This is a genomic window from Rhizobium sp. RU20A, from assembly GCF_900155885.1.
Classification (GTDB): Bacteria; Pseudomonadota; Alphaproteobacteria; order Rhizobiales; family Rhizobiaceae; genus RU20A.
In genome coordinates this window covers 218,796-235,214 of the sequence record NZ_FTMB01000002.1, presented here as the reverse complement: position 1 = coordinate 235,214, position 16,419 = coordinate 218,796, and the positions used below count along the sequence as shown (strand labels likewise).

Annotated in this window: 13 protein-coding genes and 1 tRNA gene; 7 read left to right on the top strand and 7 right to left on the bottom strand. The window is 58.1% G+C overall.

Annotation, left to right across the window (positions count from 1 at the left end; genetic code table 11):
• Window positions 1-44: 44 nt before the first annotated feature.
• The 3 genes from F3H41_RS09795 to F3H41_RS09785 all read right to left on the bottom strand — a co-directional run bounded on the left by F3H41_RS09795 (window position 45) and on the right by F3H41_RS09785 (window position 3,850).
• The gene (locus F3H41_RS09795) at window positions 45-1,580 is read right to left on the bottom strand and encodes a glycosyltransferase (protein WP_149738490.1); all 1,536 of its coding nucleotides are present in this window, start codon (window positions 1,578-1,580) and stop codon (window positions 45-47) included.
• A complete protein-coding gene (locus F3H41_RS09790) occupies window positions 1,577-2,764 on the bottom strand; it encodes a glycosyltransferase family 4 protein (protein ID WP_149738489.1) in 1,188 nt (395 codons plus the stop codon). The genes F3H41_RS09795 and F3H41_RS09790 overlap by 4 nt, the downstream gene beginning before the upstream one ends.
• Window positions 2,765-2,863: 99 nt before the next feature.
• On the bottom strand, window positions 2,864-3,850 hold the full coding sequence (locus F3H41_RS09785) for an NAD-dependent epimerase/dehydratase family protein (protein WP_149738488.1): 987 nt from the start codon (window positions 3,848-3,850) through the stop codon (window positions 2,864-2,866).
• Window positions 3,851-4,249: 399 nt separating this feature from the next.
• Between F3H41_RS09785 and F3H41_RS09780 the strand changes: the two genes are divergently transcribed.
• The 3 genes from F3H41_RS09780 to F3H41_RS09770 all read left to right on the top strand — a co-directional run bounded on the left by F3H41_RS09780 (window position 4,250) and on the right by F3H41_RS09770 (window position 9,265).
• Window positions 4,250-5,581, top strand: coding sequence for a hypothetical protein (locus F3H41_RS09780; protein ID WP_149738487.1), 1,332 nt, complete (start codon window positions 4,250-4,252; stop codon window positions 5,579-5,581).
• A 221-nt stretch (window positions 5,582-5,802) separates the two neighbouring features.
• Entirely contained in the window at window positions 5,803-6,768 is a 966-nt protein-coding gene (locus tag F3H41_RS09775; RefSeq protein ID WP_149738486.1) for a sulfotransferase domain-containing protein, read from the top strand.
• Window positions 6,769-7,069: 301 nt separating this feature from the next.
• Window positions 7,070-9,265: a glycosyltransferase family 1 protein gene (locus F3H41_RS09770; protein ID WP_149738485.1), complete on the top strand. Its 2,196-nt coding sequence runs from the start codon at window positions 7,070-7,072 to the stop codon at window positions 9,263-9,265.
• An 89-nt stretch (window positions 9,266-9,354) separates the two neighbouring features.
• On the opposite strand, the gene F3H41_RS09765 is transcribed toward F3H41_RS09770, so the two are convergent.
• Window positions 9,355-9,915, bottom strand: coding sequence for an NUDIX domain-containing protein (locus F3H41_RS09765; RefSeq protein WP_188129411.1), 561 nt, complete (start codon window positions 9,913-9,915; stop codon window positions 9,355-9,357).
• Between the two features lie 166 nt (window positions 9,916-10,081).
• Here F3H41_RS09765 and F3H41_RS09760 point away from each other — a divergent pair, with 166 nt between their 5' ends.
• The gene (locus F3H41_RS09760; RefSeq protein ID WP_149738483.1) at window positions 10,082-10,936 is read left to right on the top strand and encodes a DUF1796 family putative cysteine peptidase; all 855 of its coding nucleotides are present in this window, start codon (window positions 10,082-10,084) and stop codon (window positions 10,934-10,936) included.
• A 40-nt stretch (window positions 10,937-10,976) separates the two neighbouring features.
• Here F3H41_RS09760 and cysC read toward each other — a convergent pair whose 3' ends face one another.
• From cysC to F3H41_RS09745, 3 genes are all read right to left on the bottom strand, one after another.
• Window positions 10,977-12,878, bottom strand: a complete 1,902-nt coding sequence (gene cysC / locus F3H41_RS09755) for an adenylyl-sulfate kinase (protein ID WP_149738482.1) — start codon at window positions 12,876-12,878, stop codon at window positions 10,977-10,979.
• On the bottom strand, window positions 12,878-13,780 hold the full coding sequence (cysD, locus tag F3H41_RS09750) for a sulfate adenylyltransferase subunit CysD (RefSeq protein ID WP_348532488.1): 903 nt from the start codon (window positions 13,778-13,780) through the stop codon (window positions 12,878-12,880). The genes cysC and cysD overlap by 1 nt, the downstream gene beginning before the upstream one ends.
• A 131-nt stretch (window positions 13,781-13,911) precedes the next feature.
• A tRNA-Thr gene (locus tag F3H41_RS09745) sits at window positions 13,912-13,986 on the bottom strand.
• 146 nt (window positions 13,987-14,132) lie between these two features.
• On the opposite strand from F3H41_RS09745, the gene F3H41_RS09740 reads away from it, so the two are divergent.
• The 3 genes from F3H41_RS09740 to F3H41_RS09730 all read left to right on the top strand — a co-directional run bounded on the left by F3H41_RS09740 (window position 14,133) and on the right by F3H41_RS09730 (window position 16,405).
• Window positions 14,133-14,348, top strand: a complete 216-nt coding sequence (locus tag F3H41_RS09740) for a hypothetical protein (RefSeq protein ID WP_149738480.1) — start codon at window positions 14,133-14,135, stop codon at window positions 14,346-14,348.
• 209 nt (window positions 14,349-14,557) lie between these two features.
• Entirely contained in the window at window positions 14,558-15,850 is a 1,293-nt protein-coding gene (gene murA / locus F3H41_RS09735; RefSeq protein WP_149738479.1) for a UDP-N-acetylglucosamine 1-carboxyvinyltransferase, read from the top strand.
• A gap of 120 nt (window positions 15,851-15,970) precedes the next feature.
• A complete protein-coding gene (locus F3H41_RS09730; protein ID WP_149738478.1) occupies window positions 15,971-16,405 on the top strand; it encodes a DUF2948 family protein in 435 nt (144 codons plus the stop codon).
• The last annotated feature ends 14 nt before the right edge of the window (window positions 16,406-16,419 follow it).

Here is a 16,419-nt window from a genome sequence, read left to right as displayed (position 1 = left end):
TTCCCCGCCTGACGGGGGCGTCGATACCCTCTCAGACAACTCTCTCATTCGAACTCAATGCGTTCGATGCCGAGGCTGACAAGCCCCTCAATCCCGTTTTCCTTCGCCAGTTCCGTCGTCTGAAGACAGAAGGTGCGCGTCAGATCGTTCTGGAACACCGGTAACTCTGCGGAAATTTCCGCGTTACCTTCGGATAATTGAAAGACTCCAACCAAAGCGTCGTTGCAAGACACGACAAGCGTTTGCGTTTTCATTTTAGCTGGAAGCCGCAAGGCGACATTCATACGTCGGTACAGCGGGTTCTTGATGCCGAAGTTCATATGAAGATCGACACTCTTCCCCGTGATCCAGGCAACCGGATCGGCAACCACCAGCTTTCCTTTGGCGACATGATCCGGTAGCGAAAGCAAGTCCATTCGAGCGTTCCACAGCATCGGCGGCAATTCGCCTCCCCCGGGCGCGATTGTCGCCAGCGCCGGGCGCAGGTTTGCTTCCTGATCGAAAGTGCCCTTGACCGACACGCCCAACTGGGCCAGCACAGACGACGCTGCCGATGTAAGGAAGTGCCGGTAATACTCTATCCCGCCGTAGTAGGCGCTGAATAGCGAACGCGCGTAGCGATCAATGTCGAACGAACCGACTGCGTCTGGGCGGGGCGTGTTTTCGATGAAGTCGAGCATCGACGGAATATTCTCAAGCCACTGACGATGTCCGTCGACGACTGTGAGATAGGCCATGTCGGCGATTTCTTCGACCTGCTCGCGATCAAACGGAATAGTGGAGACCGTGTGACTTGAGAACAAGATGCCATTCAACCAGTTTGCAATGTATTCGCTATGGGTGGGACGATCGTGCGCAAGCACGAGCATGCCGCGGGCCATGGCTTCAAGGAATGCCATCCCAATACCCTCGGTGAGCCGAGGTGCGATAAAGACATTGCACTCCGCGAGGGCATTCCGATAGGCAGCCGGATCCTCCCCCCATCGTGTGACCGTCAGTTGATAGTCGTCACGGCTGGGCACGATATGCTCCGGCCCGGCGTCCTCTGCACGGTCCGGTGCGTGATGGATATGAATGCGGTCGCATTGCCCGCCCAAAAACGCTTCGACAAGCCTCAGGGTAATTCCGTGATCGGGGCGCCTGATCCACAAGAACGCGTTGATCGGGCCGTCGAACTCTGCCCTGCGGCTTTCCTCGACCGGCGGCCGGAAATAGCGAAGAGCCATCGAGGTTCCGCCAGTCATGCGCACGCGATGGTGCAGCGCCAGCGAAAAATTGAGATAGGATGCCTTGCGGCCGAAGATCCAGTGCAAGTCTGGCATCAATTCCGACCCGTCGAACATGGGAATGACGACGGTCGGAATCCCGATAATGGTAAAGATGGACGCCAGATAATCCATTTGCCAGACGACGATCAGATCGAAATTCTTCGCCGTCTCGATAAGATCGCTTGGGTATTCACGCTCCGGCTCGATGTAAAATACCTCGACGTCGAAGCGCGTCGATAAAATTTCGATAAAGAAGTTGCTCGACCGGGTGAGCTTGTGAGCCGCATGATCGACGAACAGGAGTTTCTTCATGGGCGCTTCATCCAGAATTGATAGGACGCAATATTATCTCTAATGTATCGAAACCTTGCCTGCTTGGCCCTCACCTCAAGCGTGTCGCGGTCTTCCGCAGCCATTTCGAGCGCAGCTTTCACCATGTCCGCCGGCGAGGCGACCACCTTTCCGAGGCCGTAATAGCGGACAAGCTCGGCAAACGCCGTCCCCTCATAGGTGATGGCAGGCCTTCCGTAAGCTGTTGCTTCCATTAGAACCGCGGAGCCGCGAAATTCATAGATGTCTGCTGCATAGGGCAGCAGGACGGCGTGGCTTCTTCGAAAGGTCTCGATCATGTCTTCGGCCTCGATTGCGGATGGCTGAAGCTCCACACCCGGGATTGCCTGGATCTTCAAGAGGCTATTGAGGTGATCTTTCAGGTCGCGATCCGGGAGGATCTGCGTGATGAAGCGGATAGACAGATCGCCGCACGCCCTTCTGATGCCGCCGAAGATTTCGGCCAGGTCGAGGAACCCCTTGTCGAAGCGGGCCGAGCCGGGGCAATAAAACGTAAAGGGAATGTCCTGACGCATCGGCATGGCGTCCGCTTCGTCTGGGTAACCGGTCACAGCGACCGTTATCCCAAGCTCCGCAGCAACATAGTCGGCATAGCGCGGCGTCTCCGCGCTCACGCGCACCGTTATGCCACTCTCCAATGCGGCCCTCACGCGAGCCAGCAATTCGGCGGTCGGTTTCCGATAGGTGATTGTGGCGTTCTCCATCACGCCAATGAAGCGCAGCAACAGGTGCGGGCGGCTGTCAGGGTGCATCTCGCTGAGCGCATTGAGCATTCCCGCAACGCCATAGAAATCGAGATGGGGGAAGAGAATATCGTCCTCTGGGCCGATTTCGTAGGACGTCAAAAGTCGACGCGCGTCGTCGGTGGCAATACGTTCGAACTCGTCGGGATAAAAGGCTGCGTCATCCGAGCCATCCGGTACGGCCGGCTCTGCCGCCTCAACAGATGGAAAGTACCGATGGTAGTAAAAATTATAGAAAGCAACGAAGTTCTCTCTCTCGACCACTGAGGGATCAAGGAGTTTGCAGCACAACGGAACGATGGCCTGGTACTGCTCGCGAAAAGCGCGAGTGAAGTACCGCAGCGCTGTTACATTGTGGCCGAATGCCTGCACGCATACAGGGTCGCAGACGAAAAGACGCATCATTTTCTCCAGCGATGCAGGCAGTGTAAAGGGGGATTTAGAAGCACCTGGCTCGGCATTGTTTCTGCCGTGCCGGGTGCTTCTGGCAATATGGACGTTCTAAGCCGCCGACTTGTTGCCGGCGCTGTTCGAGCGGATCTGCGCTTCGATCCAGGCGTAGGTCTTTTCAAGGCCGGCGCGCAGCGTCGCGCCGGGTGCCCAGCCGAGCTTCTCCTCGATCAGGCGGTTGTCCGAGTTGCGGCCACGCACGCCCGTCGGACCCGGAATGTGGTTCTTGTGGATCTTCTTGCCGGCGATATCGGCAACGATGTCGACAAGCTGGTTGATCGTTACCATCTCTTCCGAGCCGATGTTGACCGGACCTTCGAAGTTCGAGCGCGTCAGGCGGATCGTGCCTTCGATGCACTCGTCGATGAAGAGGAAGGAGCGCGTCTGCGCGCCGTCACCCCAGATCTCGATCTCGCCATTGTTGGCCGCCAGCGCCACCTTGCGGCAAATCGCGGCCGGGGCCTTTTCCTTGCCGCCCTGCCAGGTGCCTTCCGGCCCGAAGATGTTGTGGTAGCGCGCGACGCGGTTCACCATGCCGTAATTGCGGTTGTAGGCCAGGAACAGGCGCTCGGAGAACAGCTTCTCCCAGCCGTATTCGCTGTCCGGTGCCGCCGGATAGGCAGAGGATTCCACGCAGTTCGGGTTTTCGGGATCTTCCTGGTTGTAGGCCGGGTACATGCAGGCCGAGGACGAATAGAAGATGCGCTTGTTGTTGCGCTTGTAGGCGCGGTCGGCGACGTTCAGGTTGATCGTCGCGGAATTGTGCATGATGTCGGCATCATGCTCGCCGGTGAAGATGTAGCCGGCCCCGCCCATGTCGGCGGCCAGCTGGTAGATCTCGTCGAAGGAGCGGTCGATGACACGCTCGACCACGCTCTGGTCGCGCAGGTCGGCCACGATGAAATCGTCGGCTTCCGTCTCGGCGAAGCCCGGGAACTTCAGGTCCACGCCACGAACCCAGAAGCCTTCACGCTTCAGGCGCTTCACCAGATGGCTACCGATGAAACCGCCAGCCCCACAAACCAAGGCAGTCTTCATGAAACTCTCCATTATTCTTTGTGTGATCACTCCGACGAATGATCGAGAATGTGCTGATTGTGGTGTTCGTATTGGCAAAACGCGCCGATATCGTCAATAGGAGTAAGTTTTACCAATTATTCGTTATTTTGAATACTATTGTATGCGAATATTATACATTCGTGATCTACGAAAATCCACATCTACTATATTTTATATTCCAAACATGTATCATGGATTGTATTATAAGTAATATATGATTTTATAGGATCAGGAGATCAATGAGATAAAGTGTCGATTTCAAATTGGTTTGCGCTAAGTTGGACGGCCTGTCCTTGATGGTGCCAAGTGGCAAAGCCGTAGCGGCGCGTGCCTCTTGCCCCGAAATTTGCAAAGTCTAAAGTCTGAGGTTCATCGCGCATGGCTGCCAAGGTGCCGCTCTCCATCAGGTTTCGACGGGAGGGCAGTGCCTTTGTCCTTCGAACGCATGCCGTCTGCGGAAGTCCGTTCGAGTGTTTTTTTGCATTCATCAACTGGCAGGGGGCCTTATGGTCGGCCAGCCGTTATCATGTCATGTTCGGTCCGGAGGACTGGCCTGAGGATAAGAGCGCTTATCTGAGCCGAATCGTCATCAGACGATGGCGTCGGGAGGACGACGGTCTCGTCTGCGAAAGCGCGCTTGATATCGGTTCCGGCAACGACCCGCGTGTCACCCATGTCGGTGACCGTGCCATTGTGTTGTTCCGAGGCGCACTGAACAGCGAGCATCCCTATTACATTTATGACATTGGCCGAGAGCGTCTTCTGCCGGTCCTCGTGCGTGATCCGTGGTTCACGTACGGTAAGAACTGGATGCCTTTCGACAATAACGGTCGCCTCGGTGCCGTTCACGGCTTCGATCCGAACCAGGTGCTCGACATTGATCTCGAGACCGGTCTTGCAGAACTGGAACAGGCAAAACCCGGCGGTTTCGCGCCACGTGCCCCGCATGATAATTTCAACATGATGCGGGGAGGGGCGAATGCCCTGAACCGGAATGGCATCCTGTATGGCTTCGGGCACGCCACGATCACGCCAAGTCACCATTACCCATTTCAGTGGTCCCTGAATGCGGAACGCGAGTCGTGTTTCCGGCTGGACAACGACGTCGAAGCACTAAGCCGGCTGGGCTTTTCGATCGTCGATCCCACCTGCCTTTTCTCCACGGATGATGGCGGTACTTTTGCCGGGTTCTGTTGCTCGGAACGGGACTGGTTCTATGACCAGTCGTTTGCCGAGATCCTTCTGCCAGTCAATATCAATGACACTCACCTGTCGATGCCCCGTATCGCGATTGATACCTCGGGCTTTCAGGCGAACGCTTATTCAAAGCTTATGCTGGGCGAGCGGTTGCGCCATCAGGTCGAATCGGACGTCGTTCCCTATGGCGGACGTCGTGTCAGCCATCGCGAGGGTTTTGTCGCCTTTGGCCAGTACGGCTATCTGCCCCCGAATCGCTATACGGTGGCCTATCGATATCAAAGCGACGCGCCGTCCGAGCAGCCGATCGGATGGGCTGACTTCTGCGTCTGCCGGCCGAACGAATGCCTGCCGGCGCATACGATCCAACTGTCCGGTACCGGTGGCCGAACCGTCCGGGTATCCTTCGACGTCTCCGTCAATCTCGCTGACGACGAACGCTTCGAAGCCCGCGTCTACTCGCATGGAACATCCGTTTTGACCCTTCATGACATTACGATCACATCAAAGTGAGGCCAATCGTAGCTCGCATCTTTGCAACCTGATTTTGCAGGCGTTTTCAGAGTTCGCTTACCACCATCCTTGTCGTTCGTTTGTTTTCTTATCAAGATTGGCGCCTTGACGGTTGAGCGGGGGCACGTGCAAGCCCTAATTGCGAAGATGACAAAGCGGTAACGGTTGGGAGAGGCGCAAAAGTGCGTGGCGCTAGCCGTTGCGTCAGTGGGGGAACTGCATTGGACGGCAGGCAGCAGGTGAGTGGGGTTTCAGTGGATAAAAAATTCGTCTTCCTTGGGTTTCGCCGCGGCGGAAGTTCGATCCTCTTCATGCTTCTACAGGGCTTGCTTGAGAGATCCGGGTACCGGGCTGACGACACCGTTGCACGCTTTCATCTACAGGCTATTGCCCCGCATGATATCCCCGAGGAACACCTCCAGGACGCCTTCGAACAAAATACTCTCGTTGGCTGTTTTCGCGGCGGTGTGAGCGTTGTCGAGAAGGTGAAGGGGTTCGAGATCGTACCCATTCTTGTCGTGCGCGATCCGCGAGACTGTCAGCTAAGTTGGTTTCATGCCCGTTATCTGCACCAGCAGGACGCTTTGCCAGCCTCTATCATTCACGATGCCGACATTGACCAGCCTTTGGGTGTCGATGACACGTTCATCGACGATATCCGCCAACTGCACGATTTCGCCCGACAGCGAGAGGGTCTCATTAGGAAATATGAAGATGTCGTGCAGGATCCAATAGGGTTCCTTATCGAGGTCGCCGAATTCATGGGCATTCGGCCCGATCGGGAGGCCTTGGATCTCATAGTCATGGAAGCGAATTTCCTTCAGTTGGTCGGCAACACGGATCAGCACAACCGTTTGGGCCGCCCGTACGAGGCGCTGAATGCGCTCTCTGCCGATGATCTGAAGAAGATCAATGGAACCTTCGGTGAGATCGCGACGACGCTCGGTTACCCCTTGACGGCCGAGGGGCTTGCTTCCATTGATCTGCGCGCCCTCCAGTCCCGCGACGTCTACAAGCGCTTTGCGATCCGTCTAGCCAGGGAAAACGGTGACCGGATAGAGGAAATCCATCGGCAGCAACGCTTGATCGAGGAATTGCAGACTGAAAATGGATACAGGATCGATGAAATAAGGCGCATCAACGAGACACTGTCCCGTCTTCATGCCGCTTTGGCCGACGGTGTCTAAGGGTATGAGCGGGCGGCAATGCCCCCGTTGCAGAAATCCGTTCGAAAGATAGGCACTCGAATGCTCCATCTCCTTGTTTTGACAGGATCCGGGCAAGCAACCCCAGGCGGACAGGTATTTTAAGCCCCCGATGAGGTTGCAACTGCTCGCGATTTGAGTACTTTCCGCAGCACTTTATAGATTTTTCATAAATGCAGCCTTGGGCTGCAGTCAGTAAATGAGAGATAACTCGCCAATCCTTGAAATGTCCCGGTTTGCCCTCAGCGTCGCCTGGGTCGAGGCTAAAATCTAAGGTTTAAAGATGAACATGTCGCAGGTCGCAAAAGCCCAGATGACTGGAACCGAAATAATCAAGCCGGCATACGGCTCCGAAATGCCCAAGTGGGGTAACGCGCTGCTCCCGAAGATGATCGGCAGCCGCCCCATCTATTGGTTGGACATAACGGATTTCGTCGCTTACGCGCAGGATGGAAACACCACCGTCAGTGGCATCCAGCGGGTTGTTGCAAATCTCATCGTTCACCGTGCGATGGCCGATGTCGATGTCATTCCCGTTATTCCGGAATTTGATCGCCAGCGCGTTCTTGCCGCCGATGCTGAGGCGGTGCAGACACTCGTTCAGTTGCTGCAAGGCGGCAGCGCATCGCGAGAAACAATCCGCAAGGCTCTCGATGCCGTCTATGACAGCCGCATAGAAGTGTCACCGCGCGCGATTGACAGCTACGTCATGGTGGGCGCGTTCTGGATTTACTACCATCATGACCTGTTGATCCGTCTTCGGATGGAAGGTGTGCGCATTTCACTCTTCATCCATGACCTCATCCAGATCAAGAACCCCGAATACCTCTCCGAGGTCGCCAATCGCACCTTCCGACGCTCTCTGATCGATGTGCTTTCTGTTTGCGATCAGGTGTTGACGAACTCCGACTTCGTCAAAGGTGAAGTCGAGGAGTTCATGGGGCGGCGGTTGAATCTGTCGTTGCCCGTGACAGCGGTTCAACTTCCCACCGAGCTTCCGAGCGCGGTTCAGTCCGCCACCCAGCCGTCGCGCTTTTCCGCGCTCTCAGGTCAGGACTACGTTCTGTGCGTCGGTACGATCGAAATCCGAAAGAACCATAGTTTCCTGATCAAGATCTGGGAGGCCCTTGCCACCGAATTTGGCGATGCGAAGATTCCCCGCCTCGTCTTCGTCGGCAAATGGGGATGGAACATCGAGGAACTGAAGGAAGAGATCTCGCGCACGAAAGCTGCTGATCGCTGGCTGCAGGTCTACAACAACATTTCAGATGCGGAACTCGACTACCTCTACGAAAATTGCCTTTTCACGGTATACCCCAGCTTTGCGGAGGGTTGGGGCCTGCCCGTCGGGGAGAGCTTGGCACGCGGCAAGCCCTGCGTGACGTCATCGGCGACCTCCATGCCTGAAGTCGGAGGGCGTTTCGCACGATATGTGGATCCCTTCGACTGGCAGAGCGGCCTTGCAGTTATTCGCCCGCTTTTGCTCGACAGAAGCGACCTTGCAGCCTGGGAGCGGAACATCCGCGAGAATTTCAAGCCGAAGACCTGGCTTGCGTTCTGCCAAGAATTGTATGACGCCCTGAAGGCGTTCACCTGGCCTTCGACGAGGCCGGTCTGCAATTACCGATTTTCTCCCGGCACCCTTTACGATTTCGGGGAGGCGCGTTTGCCTCGCTTGGATCTCGAAGGTGACCTGATGGTCACGGCGCGTATGACCCGGAGCAAAGGATGGGGCCCCTGTGAGCAACAACTCGCCTGGGCGAACGAGGCCAACGCTACGCTGGAACTTCAGACGGTGCTGCCGACAGGTTGGCTCGTTGATATCTATCTCTGCCTGAGTTCTCCGGCTCCCGGTGCCCGCATCGTGGAGATCACGGCGGGCACATCTGCGAAAACCGTGGTGCTTGCCGTGCGTCGCTCGGTCCATAAGCTGACGGGCTGCGTCGGGGATAACGGGATTTTGACGCTCGCCTTCGACTTCAAGACGAATTCGGCTGGGAAGACCGTCCCTGCGGGTGAGCCGCTCTTTGGAATATCGTCCATCGGTTTTGCGGACGTGACGGTTCCTGACCATCATATGCGGCTTATCGAAGCCCTCACCCTTGCGGGCTGCGAAGTACCGCATCCGGTCGACGATGGTCGGGGAGAAGTCCTTGACCCTGTGAAGGGGGCTCGTACTGCGATTGAGTTCCTGTCCGCAACAGCACCGCTGTTCGACATCTCGGCGCTGTGGCTGCAGTTGGCGCGATCCTCGGCCAAGGCGAGGTCATGGGGATGGGCCTCGCGGTTCTATGCGCGTTACCTGCGGGCAAAGCCCGAGTCAGCCGCCGCCTGGAAACAGTTTGGCCATGTTGAAAAGGAACGCGGACGCTTCGAGAACGCCTACGTCGCTTACTCCTTTGTCCGCCACCTCAATCCCGGCGATCATGAAGTGCTTTCGCATTACGAGTTCGTCCGAAACGTCCTGCGCGAACGCTAAAAATGGCACAGCTGCCGGGCCCGGTTTGGCATCGGCAGCTGTCACATTGGCGGTCCGCAAGAGCGGGACGGGGGGACGTTCCTGACGGGCTATTTCAGCGCTAAGGATTGCAACAGAATGATCGTCTTCATATCGATGATCTGTCCCGTCTTGATCATGTCGAGGGCGTCGCGGAGGGGAAGTTCAACCACTTCGATGAATTCATGTTCCTCGGCAAGCCCTGCCGTCTTCCGTGGCTCGTTGTCGTACTCTCCCAGGAAGAGATGCACCTTCTCCGTGACGGCTGCCGGCATGGCGTAGACGTCAGCAATCTTTTCAAGATTGAACACGCGGCACCCGGTCTCTTCGAGGGCCTCGCGTTTGGCACATGCAGCCGGCTCCTGACCGTCGAGCCCGCCAGCCGCAGCTTCAAGCAGGAATGCGTCGTCGCCAGACAGGAAAGCGCCGATACGCATCTGCCGGACAAGAACGACGGTTTTCTTTTCGAGATGATAGGGAAGAACGGCCGCGGCGTGACCGCGATGGTAGCATTCCCGCCGGATCTCGACATCCTGTCCCTCCGAGGTGCGGTAAGCGACAGTGTAATCCCTGAGCTCTCCCCAGCCCTTTCCAATGAGCGTGTCGGACAAGAGGCGCAGCTTTTTCGTCATGGGCGTCAACCTTGAGTTTGAACATGAATACGCGAATGCGCCGGCGAGCGGTAGCGTCCGACAAGCAATTGCAATAGATGAACGCGGCTGTCGTTCAAGAGGCGGATCTGAGGCGTGATGTCGCCTGGAGGAAGGCAAGGCATGGTATCGAAGGAGCATCGTTAACGTGTTGCCAATTTTCAAGAAACGGGCATTGGAAAAGGAACGTCGCCAGAAGATCTCTTTGATAGGCTCGATGTATCGGGCGGTCCTTGGGCGGGAGCCGGATCCCGAAGGATTACACGTCGCGCTTCAGAATGCCGACAGGCCCAATTGGGCCGACCATGTGCTGCAAGTCTTGCTGGAGAGTGACGAACGCCGCCTGAGCGCACGCAACGAGGCACTGCGCGTTATGGTTGGTCCGAGTCCAGGCACCGTGGTCAGCCTCGGATCGTCATGCCACATGGCCTCTATTCTTGGATCCGCCGGCTGGCGTACACAGTCATTTCCTTTCGACTGGATTTTCAGCGACTGGCGGGCAGTGATTGATATCCTCGACACTGATTTCCGCGACTTTCTCGATACGAGTTTTTACGAGCCCAACCTCGAAAGCACTGGAACCGACCGCGTACTCCATCGAAAATATGGCGTTCATCCGCCAATGTTCCAGCACCACGACGTGCACCGTCCGGATGGACACGCCTACTTGATACGATGCGTGGACCGGCTACGCGCCTTGAAGGGCGAGGCGATCACCTTTGCCGCGACATCTCATGCCGACCGTCTCAGTAACGATGTCTGCGCCGAGATGGTCTCGGCATTGCAACGGTATTTCGGGCCGCAGATTGTGCTTCTTGGCTTTGCGGTCGCCAGGCCAGAAAGTCGCCCGCTTCCACAGATAAGCGAGCGGTGGGAGGACTGTGCGAGCCGGGTCTTCGACTTCGTCCCGGTCTCAAGCTGGCGCCACACGCAATTCGAAGATCCGATCGATGATGCGGCCATTTTGCGGACCATCAGCGCGTTTGGGCGGTTCGGGCGATAACACATCCTGCATGGCAACCGCGAGGCGGCTGGCGAAGGCCTCACTGACATATCACATTTGCTTCGAGGTAATCGCAGACCTTGTCGGCGAGTTCGGCCGATGCCGCCTCCAGCGTGTTGAGATATACCTCCGGGCTCTCCGGTCTTTCATAGGGAGAGCTTATCCCCGTGAAATGTGCGATCTCGCCCCGTAGCGCTTTCTTGTAAAGGCCTTTCGGGTCTCTCCGGATGCACTCCTCGAGGGGGGTGTCGACGAAGACCTCCACGAACGAACCTTCACGAACCAGAGATCGCGCCATGGCCCGTTCCGAAGCAAAGGGCGAAATGAACGAGACAAGAACGATTAACCCGGCATCGGCCATGAGGCGTGCGACTTCCGCGATCCGTCTGATGTTCTCGACGCGGTCTTCGTCAGTGAAGCCGAGATCCTTGTTCAGCCCGTGCCGGATGTTGTCGCCGTCCAGGAGATATGTGTGCCGGCCTGCCGCGTGAAGCCGGCGCTCGATCTGGTTTGCGATCGTTGATTTACCTGACCCTGAAAAGCCGGTCAGCCATACCACGGCCGATCGATGATGCTTGAGGCTGCTTCGCGCTTCTGCATTGATGTCAATGCTCTGCCAATGCAGATTCAAGGCGCGGCGAAGCGGGAAATCGATCATCCCGGCTCCGACCGTCTTGTTCGTTGCACGGTCGATGAGAATGAAGTTTCCCGTGGCGCGGTTGGCGCTGTAACTGTCGAATGTCAGCGGACGTTGTGTGGCGATGTTGCAGACTGCAATCTGGTTCATCGCGATTGTCGTCACCAGGCATGGTGCATAACTCTCGATGTCGATCATGTGCACGATGGCCGTGATCGTGCAATCGACCATGTCCGTTTCCGTTTTCAGGCGATAGCCACGTCCGGCCATCAGCGCCACCGCGTCGAACCAGATGACGTGGGCCTGAAACTGCTCGGACAGCCGAGGGCGATCGACGGGGTCGGCCAGTATATCGCCGCGCGAAACATCGATGTGGTCGTTCAGGACGAGGGTGACCGCCTGGCCCTCGCTTGCCTCGGGTAGAGACCCGTCATAGGTGACGATTGACGCGATGCGTGATTGCTGTCCGGTCCGTGGAACGATGATCTCATCGCCAACGGAGATCGAGCCCGACGCAATGGTGCCGGCAAATCCACGGAAATCGGCATCCCGCCGACTGATCATCTGGACTGGGAATCGAAACGGCCTTTCCCCGTAAGGCCTGTCGATCACCACGTTTTCAAGATGTTCGAGAAGCGTCGGACCCTCATACCAGGGTGTGTGTTCCGATCGCGAGATCAGGTTGACGCCTGCCCTTGCCGAGATCGGGATTGCTTGGACAGTTGCAAAGGAAAGGTGTTCACAAATTGCCGCGAAGTCGTCAACGATCGCCCTGAAGGGTGCGGGTTCGTAGCCCTGGATATCGATCTTGTTGACCGCCAGGACGACGTGGCGCACGCCCAGCAGTGAAGCAACGAAGGCGTGGCGCCGTGTTTGCGGCAACAGACCCTTGGTACTGTCTACCAGAAGAATAGCAAGGTCCGCGGTCGATGCCGCCGTCACCATGTTCCGCGTGTATTCTTCGTGTCCTGGCGTGTCGGCTGCGATGAACTTTCGACGGTCTGTCGAAAAGAAGCGATAGGCGACATCGATCGTGATGCCCTGCGCTTTTTCAGCTTCCAGGCCGTCAACCAGAAGCGCCATGTCCAGCGCCGCGCCCGTCGTACCGTGTCGCTTGCTATCGGTCGCGAGCGTTGCCAACTGATCTTCCGGTACTGCCTCGAGATCATGCAGCAGGCGACCAAGAAGCGTGGATTTTCCATCATCGACCGAACCGCAGGTGATGAACCGCAACAGTGAGCGTGCGTCGCTGTTCTTGTTCGCCGCCGGTGATTCACGCACATCGTCTTGTGGTCGTGGAAGCATCAAAAATATCCGTCCCGCTTCTTTTTCTCCATCGAGCCACTTTCGTCCCGGTCGATGAGCCGCCCATGTCGCTCGGACATACGTGAAACGCGCATTTCCTCGAGGATGTCGGCAACAGTCGAGGCGCTAGAGGGCGTTGCAGCCGTCAGCGGATAACATCCAAGGGTCCGAAACCGGATAAGTCGCTCTACCGGAGCTTCACCCGGTCGCAGGGGCAGCCGGTCGTCATCGACCATAATCAGCATCCCGTCGCGCTCTACAACCTTCCTGCTCTTCGCGAAATAGAGAGGCACAACGGGTATCGCCTCTTGCGCAATGTAGCGCCAGATATCCCTTTCGGTCCAATTGGAGAGCGGAAAAACCCGCATGCTTTCACCCGGTGACAGGTGGGTGTTGAAGGTCTTCCAAAGCTCAGGCCGTTGGCTCTTCGGGTCCCAGGCATGGGTCGCGCTGCGTATGGAAATGATGCGTTCCTTGGCGCGGGCCGGCTCCTCGTCCCGTCGCGCGCCGCCAAATGCTGCATCAAACCGGTAGGCCTCCAGCGCCTGCCGCAGGGCCACCGTCTTCATCGCGTGCGTATAGTGCGACGAGCCGTGCACGAAAGGGCTGATGTTGTCGCGCTCTCCGTCCTCGTTGGTATGCACGATCAAGTCGACATCATGCTCGCGCGCCACAGCATCGCGGAATGCAATCATTTCCTTGAACTTCCACCCCGTGTCGATGTGAAGAACCGGAAATGGGAGCTTGGCGGGGTAGAATGCCTTCAGGGCGAGGTGCAGGAGAACGGATGAGTCCTTGCCGATGGAGTAGAGCATGACCGGGTTCTGCGTGGTGGCCACGACTTCTCGGAAAACATGAATCGCCTCCGCCTCAAGGCGCTGAAGATCTGTGAGGGACATCAAATGGCTCGCTCATCAAAGAGGCGCTCTAGACCGCCGTTTCCTGGTTATGGTCAGTAGAGGCTAACCCAACGGCGTTTGGTGTGTCCATTACAAGAAAGGAGGACACCGAAGTCATTTATATCAAGAAAAACTGGTGCTGCGAAAGAGGATTGAACTCTCGACCTCTCCCTTACCAAGGGAGTGCTCTACCACTGAGCTACCGCAGCATCTGGGGCGGCGGGGGCTTTGCCCTCGCGACGTGGGGCCTATTGCCATAGGTCGGAGGGGAGTGCAAGCCGCATTTGAAAGTTTTCGGTGTGGCTGACGTCCCAGGGCATTTTGTACGGGGACAAACTGCAGTATCAGGCGGTGTATGGCAGGCACGGACGATTCATCACCGGACAAGCGGCAGACGATCAGCGAGGCGGAGCGCAAGCGCCTTCGGCTGGCCGAGACGTTGCGGCGCAATCTGGCGCAGCGCAAGCAGCAGGCCCGCGCCCGGCGGCAGGGGGCGGCCGATGAGGCGGATGGTCTGCCTGCCGCAAAAACGGACGAATCGCCGTCTTCTGGTGGCGCGGACCGCGACTAGTGGTCTGATTTTGACATTTGCTACCGTTCGCGGCACCCTTGAGAGCAAATGTCAAACTCATTCCACTAGGCGCGCAAGGCGCCGCGGCGCTTCGTGCGGTCGCTCTCCCCAGCGTTGGGCAAGGCGCTTTCAAACTCGCTCCGCTTCTTCTAAAGAGGCGTCACGAAAATGTCAGATTGGAAAGGCGGGCGGTGCCCGGCGGGTATTCGATGGATCGCATCAGGATCAAGGGTGGAAATGAACTCAACGGGGTCATTCCGATCTCCGGCGCGAAGAATGCCGCGCTGCCGCTGATGATCGCCTCGCTGCTGACGGACGACACGCTGACGCTGGAAAACGTCCCGCATCTGGCCGATGTCGAGCAGTTGATCCGCATTCTCGGCAATCACGGCGTCGATATTTCGGTCAACGGCCGCCGCGAGCGGCAGGGCGAAAGCTATGCCCGCACCATCCACTTCACCTGCCGCAGCATTGTCGATACCACCGCCCCTTACGAGCTGGTCTCCAAGATGCGCGCCAGCTTCTGGGTCATCGGCCCGCTGCTCGCCCGCGAGGGCCAGGCGCGCGTGTCGCTGCCGGGCGGTTGCGCCATCGGCACGCGCCCTGTCGATCTCTTCATCGAGGGGCTGAAGGCGCTGGGCGCCGAAATCGAAATCGACAGCGGCTATATCAATGCGACGGCGCCCAAGGGCGGCCTGATCGGCGCGCGCTACGTCTTCCCTAAGGTCTCCGTCGGCGCCACCCATGTGATGATGATGGCGGCAACGCGGGCCCGCGGCACGACGGTGATCGGCAATGCCGCCCGCGAGCCCGAAGTCGTCGATCTCGCCACCTGCCTCAATGCCATGGGCGCCAAGATCACCGGCGCCGGCACCTCCACCATCACCATCGAGGGCGTCGCCTCGCTCTCCGGCGCTCGCCACCGCGTGCTTCCCGATCGCATCGAGACCGGCACCTATGCCATGGCCGTTGCCATGACGGGCGGTGACGTGACGCTGGAAGGCACCGATGGCGCGCTGCTCGAAACCGCGCTGGAGGCCATCCGCCGCGCCGGCGCCGAGATCACGCAGACTGAAAGCGGCCTGCGCGTCGTCAGAAACGGCGGCGGCATCAAGCCGGTGGATGTGGTGACCGATCCCTTCCCGGGCTTTCCCACCGACCTGCAGGCGCAGTTCATGGGCCTGATGACCAAGTCTTCGGGTGTCTCGCACATCACCGAAACGATTTTCGAGAATCGCTTCATGCATGTGCAGGAGCTTGCCCGTCTCGGCGCGCGTATCTCGCTTTCCGGCCAGACGGCCAAGATCGAGGGCGTGCCGACGCTGAAGGGCGCCCCCGTCATGGCAACGGATCTGCGTGCCTCGGTGTCGCTGGTCATCGCAGGCCTTGCGGCCGAGGGCGAAACCATGGTCTCGCGCGTCTATCACCTCGACCGCGGCTTCGAGCGGCTCGAAGAAAAGCTTACACGCTGCGGCGCCATCGTCGAACGCGTCAGCGAATGAGCCGCGTGCCGCCTGCCCGGCAATTGCGCTTGTAGCATCGCCACCCTATGTGAAAGGCGGGTCCGGATTTCCGGGCCCGCTTTTCTTTTGCTGGCTGGTCTTACAAAGGATGCGGATACCATGGATGCCCTGAAGCTGATGGCGCTGGATGCCGAAGACCTCGCAATCGTCTCCGCCCATGTGCAGGATGCGGTGTTGAAGGTCTCGGGCCTGGTGTTCGAGCCGCGCCGCCAGCAGCTCTCGGTCATCGTCAACCGCTTCGTCTGGGAAAAGGCCGAGGGTCGCCGCCGCAGCTATGAGCGCCGCCGCGCCGCGCTGGTTTTCAAGCGCGTCAGGGCCGTGCGCTCGGCAGGTATCGACCGGGAAAAGCCGGAGGACGTGCTCTCTTTGCTCGCGGCCACCTTTACCCCGCATGGTGAAGGGCCGGAGGGAACGGTCAACCTTGCCTTTTCCGGTGGAGCAACCATGGCGCTGGACGTCGAATGTATCGAGGTACAGCTTGCAGATACCGGCGGAGCATGGGAAACCTCATCCCTGCCGCGCCATCAGGCGTAAGGGCCGTCCTGCAA

Bases quoted from the DNA above. Each gene is read 5' to 3' on its own strand.
- F3H41_RS09795 (WP_149738490.1), bottom strand. From the start codon at position 1,580: ATGAAGAAACTCCTGTTCGTCGATCATGCGGCTCACAAGCTCACCCGG.
- F3H41_RS09790 (WP_149738489.1), bottom strand. From the start codon at position 2,764: ATGCGTCTTTTCGTCTGCGACCCTGTATGCGTGCAGGCATTCGGCCAC.
- F3H41_RS09785 (WP_149738488.1), bottom strand. From the start codon at position 3,850: ATGAAGACTGCCTTGGTTTGTGGGGCTGGCGGTTTCATCGGTAGCCAT.
- F3H41_RS09780 (WP_149738487.1), top strand. From the start codon at position 4,250: ATGGCTGCCAAGGTGCCGCTCTCCATCAGGTTTCGACGGGAGGGCAGT.
- F3H41_RS09770 (WP_149738485.1), top strand. From the start codon at position 7,070: ATGAACATGTCGCAGGTCGCAAAAGCCCAGATGACTGGAACCGAAATA.
- F3H41_RS09765 (WP_188129411.1), bottom strand. From the start codon at position 9,915: ATGACGAAAAAGCTGCGCCTCTTGTCCGACACGCTCATTGGAAAGGGC.
- cysC (WP_149738482.1), bottom strand. From the start codon at position 12,878: ATGCTTCCACGACCACAAGACGATGTGCGTGAATCACCGGCGGCGAAC.
- F3H41_RS09740 (WP_149738480.1), top strand. From the start codon at position 14,133: ATGGCAGGCACGGACGATTCATCACCGGACAAGCGGCAGACGATCAGC.
- murA (WP_149738479.1), top strand. From the start codon at position 14,558: ATGGATCGCATCAGGATCAAGGGTGGAAATGAACTCAACGGGGTCATT.
- F3H41_RS09730 (WP_149738478.1), top strand. From the start codon at position 15,971: ATGGATGCCCTGAAGCTGATGGCGCTGGATGCCGAAGACCTCGCAATC.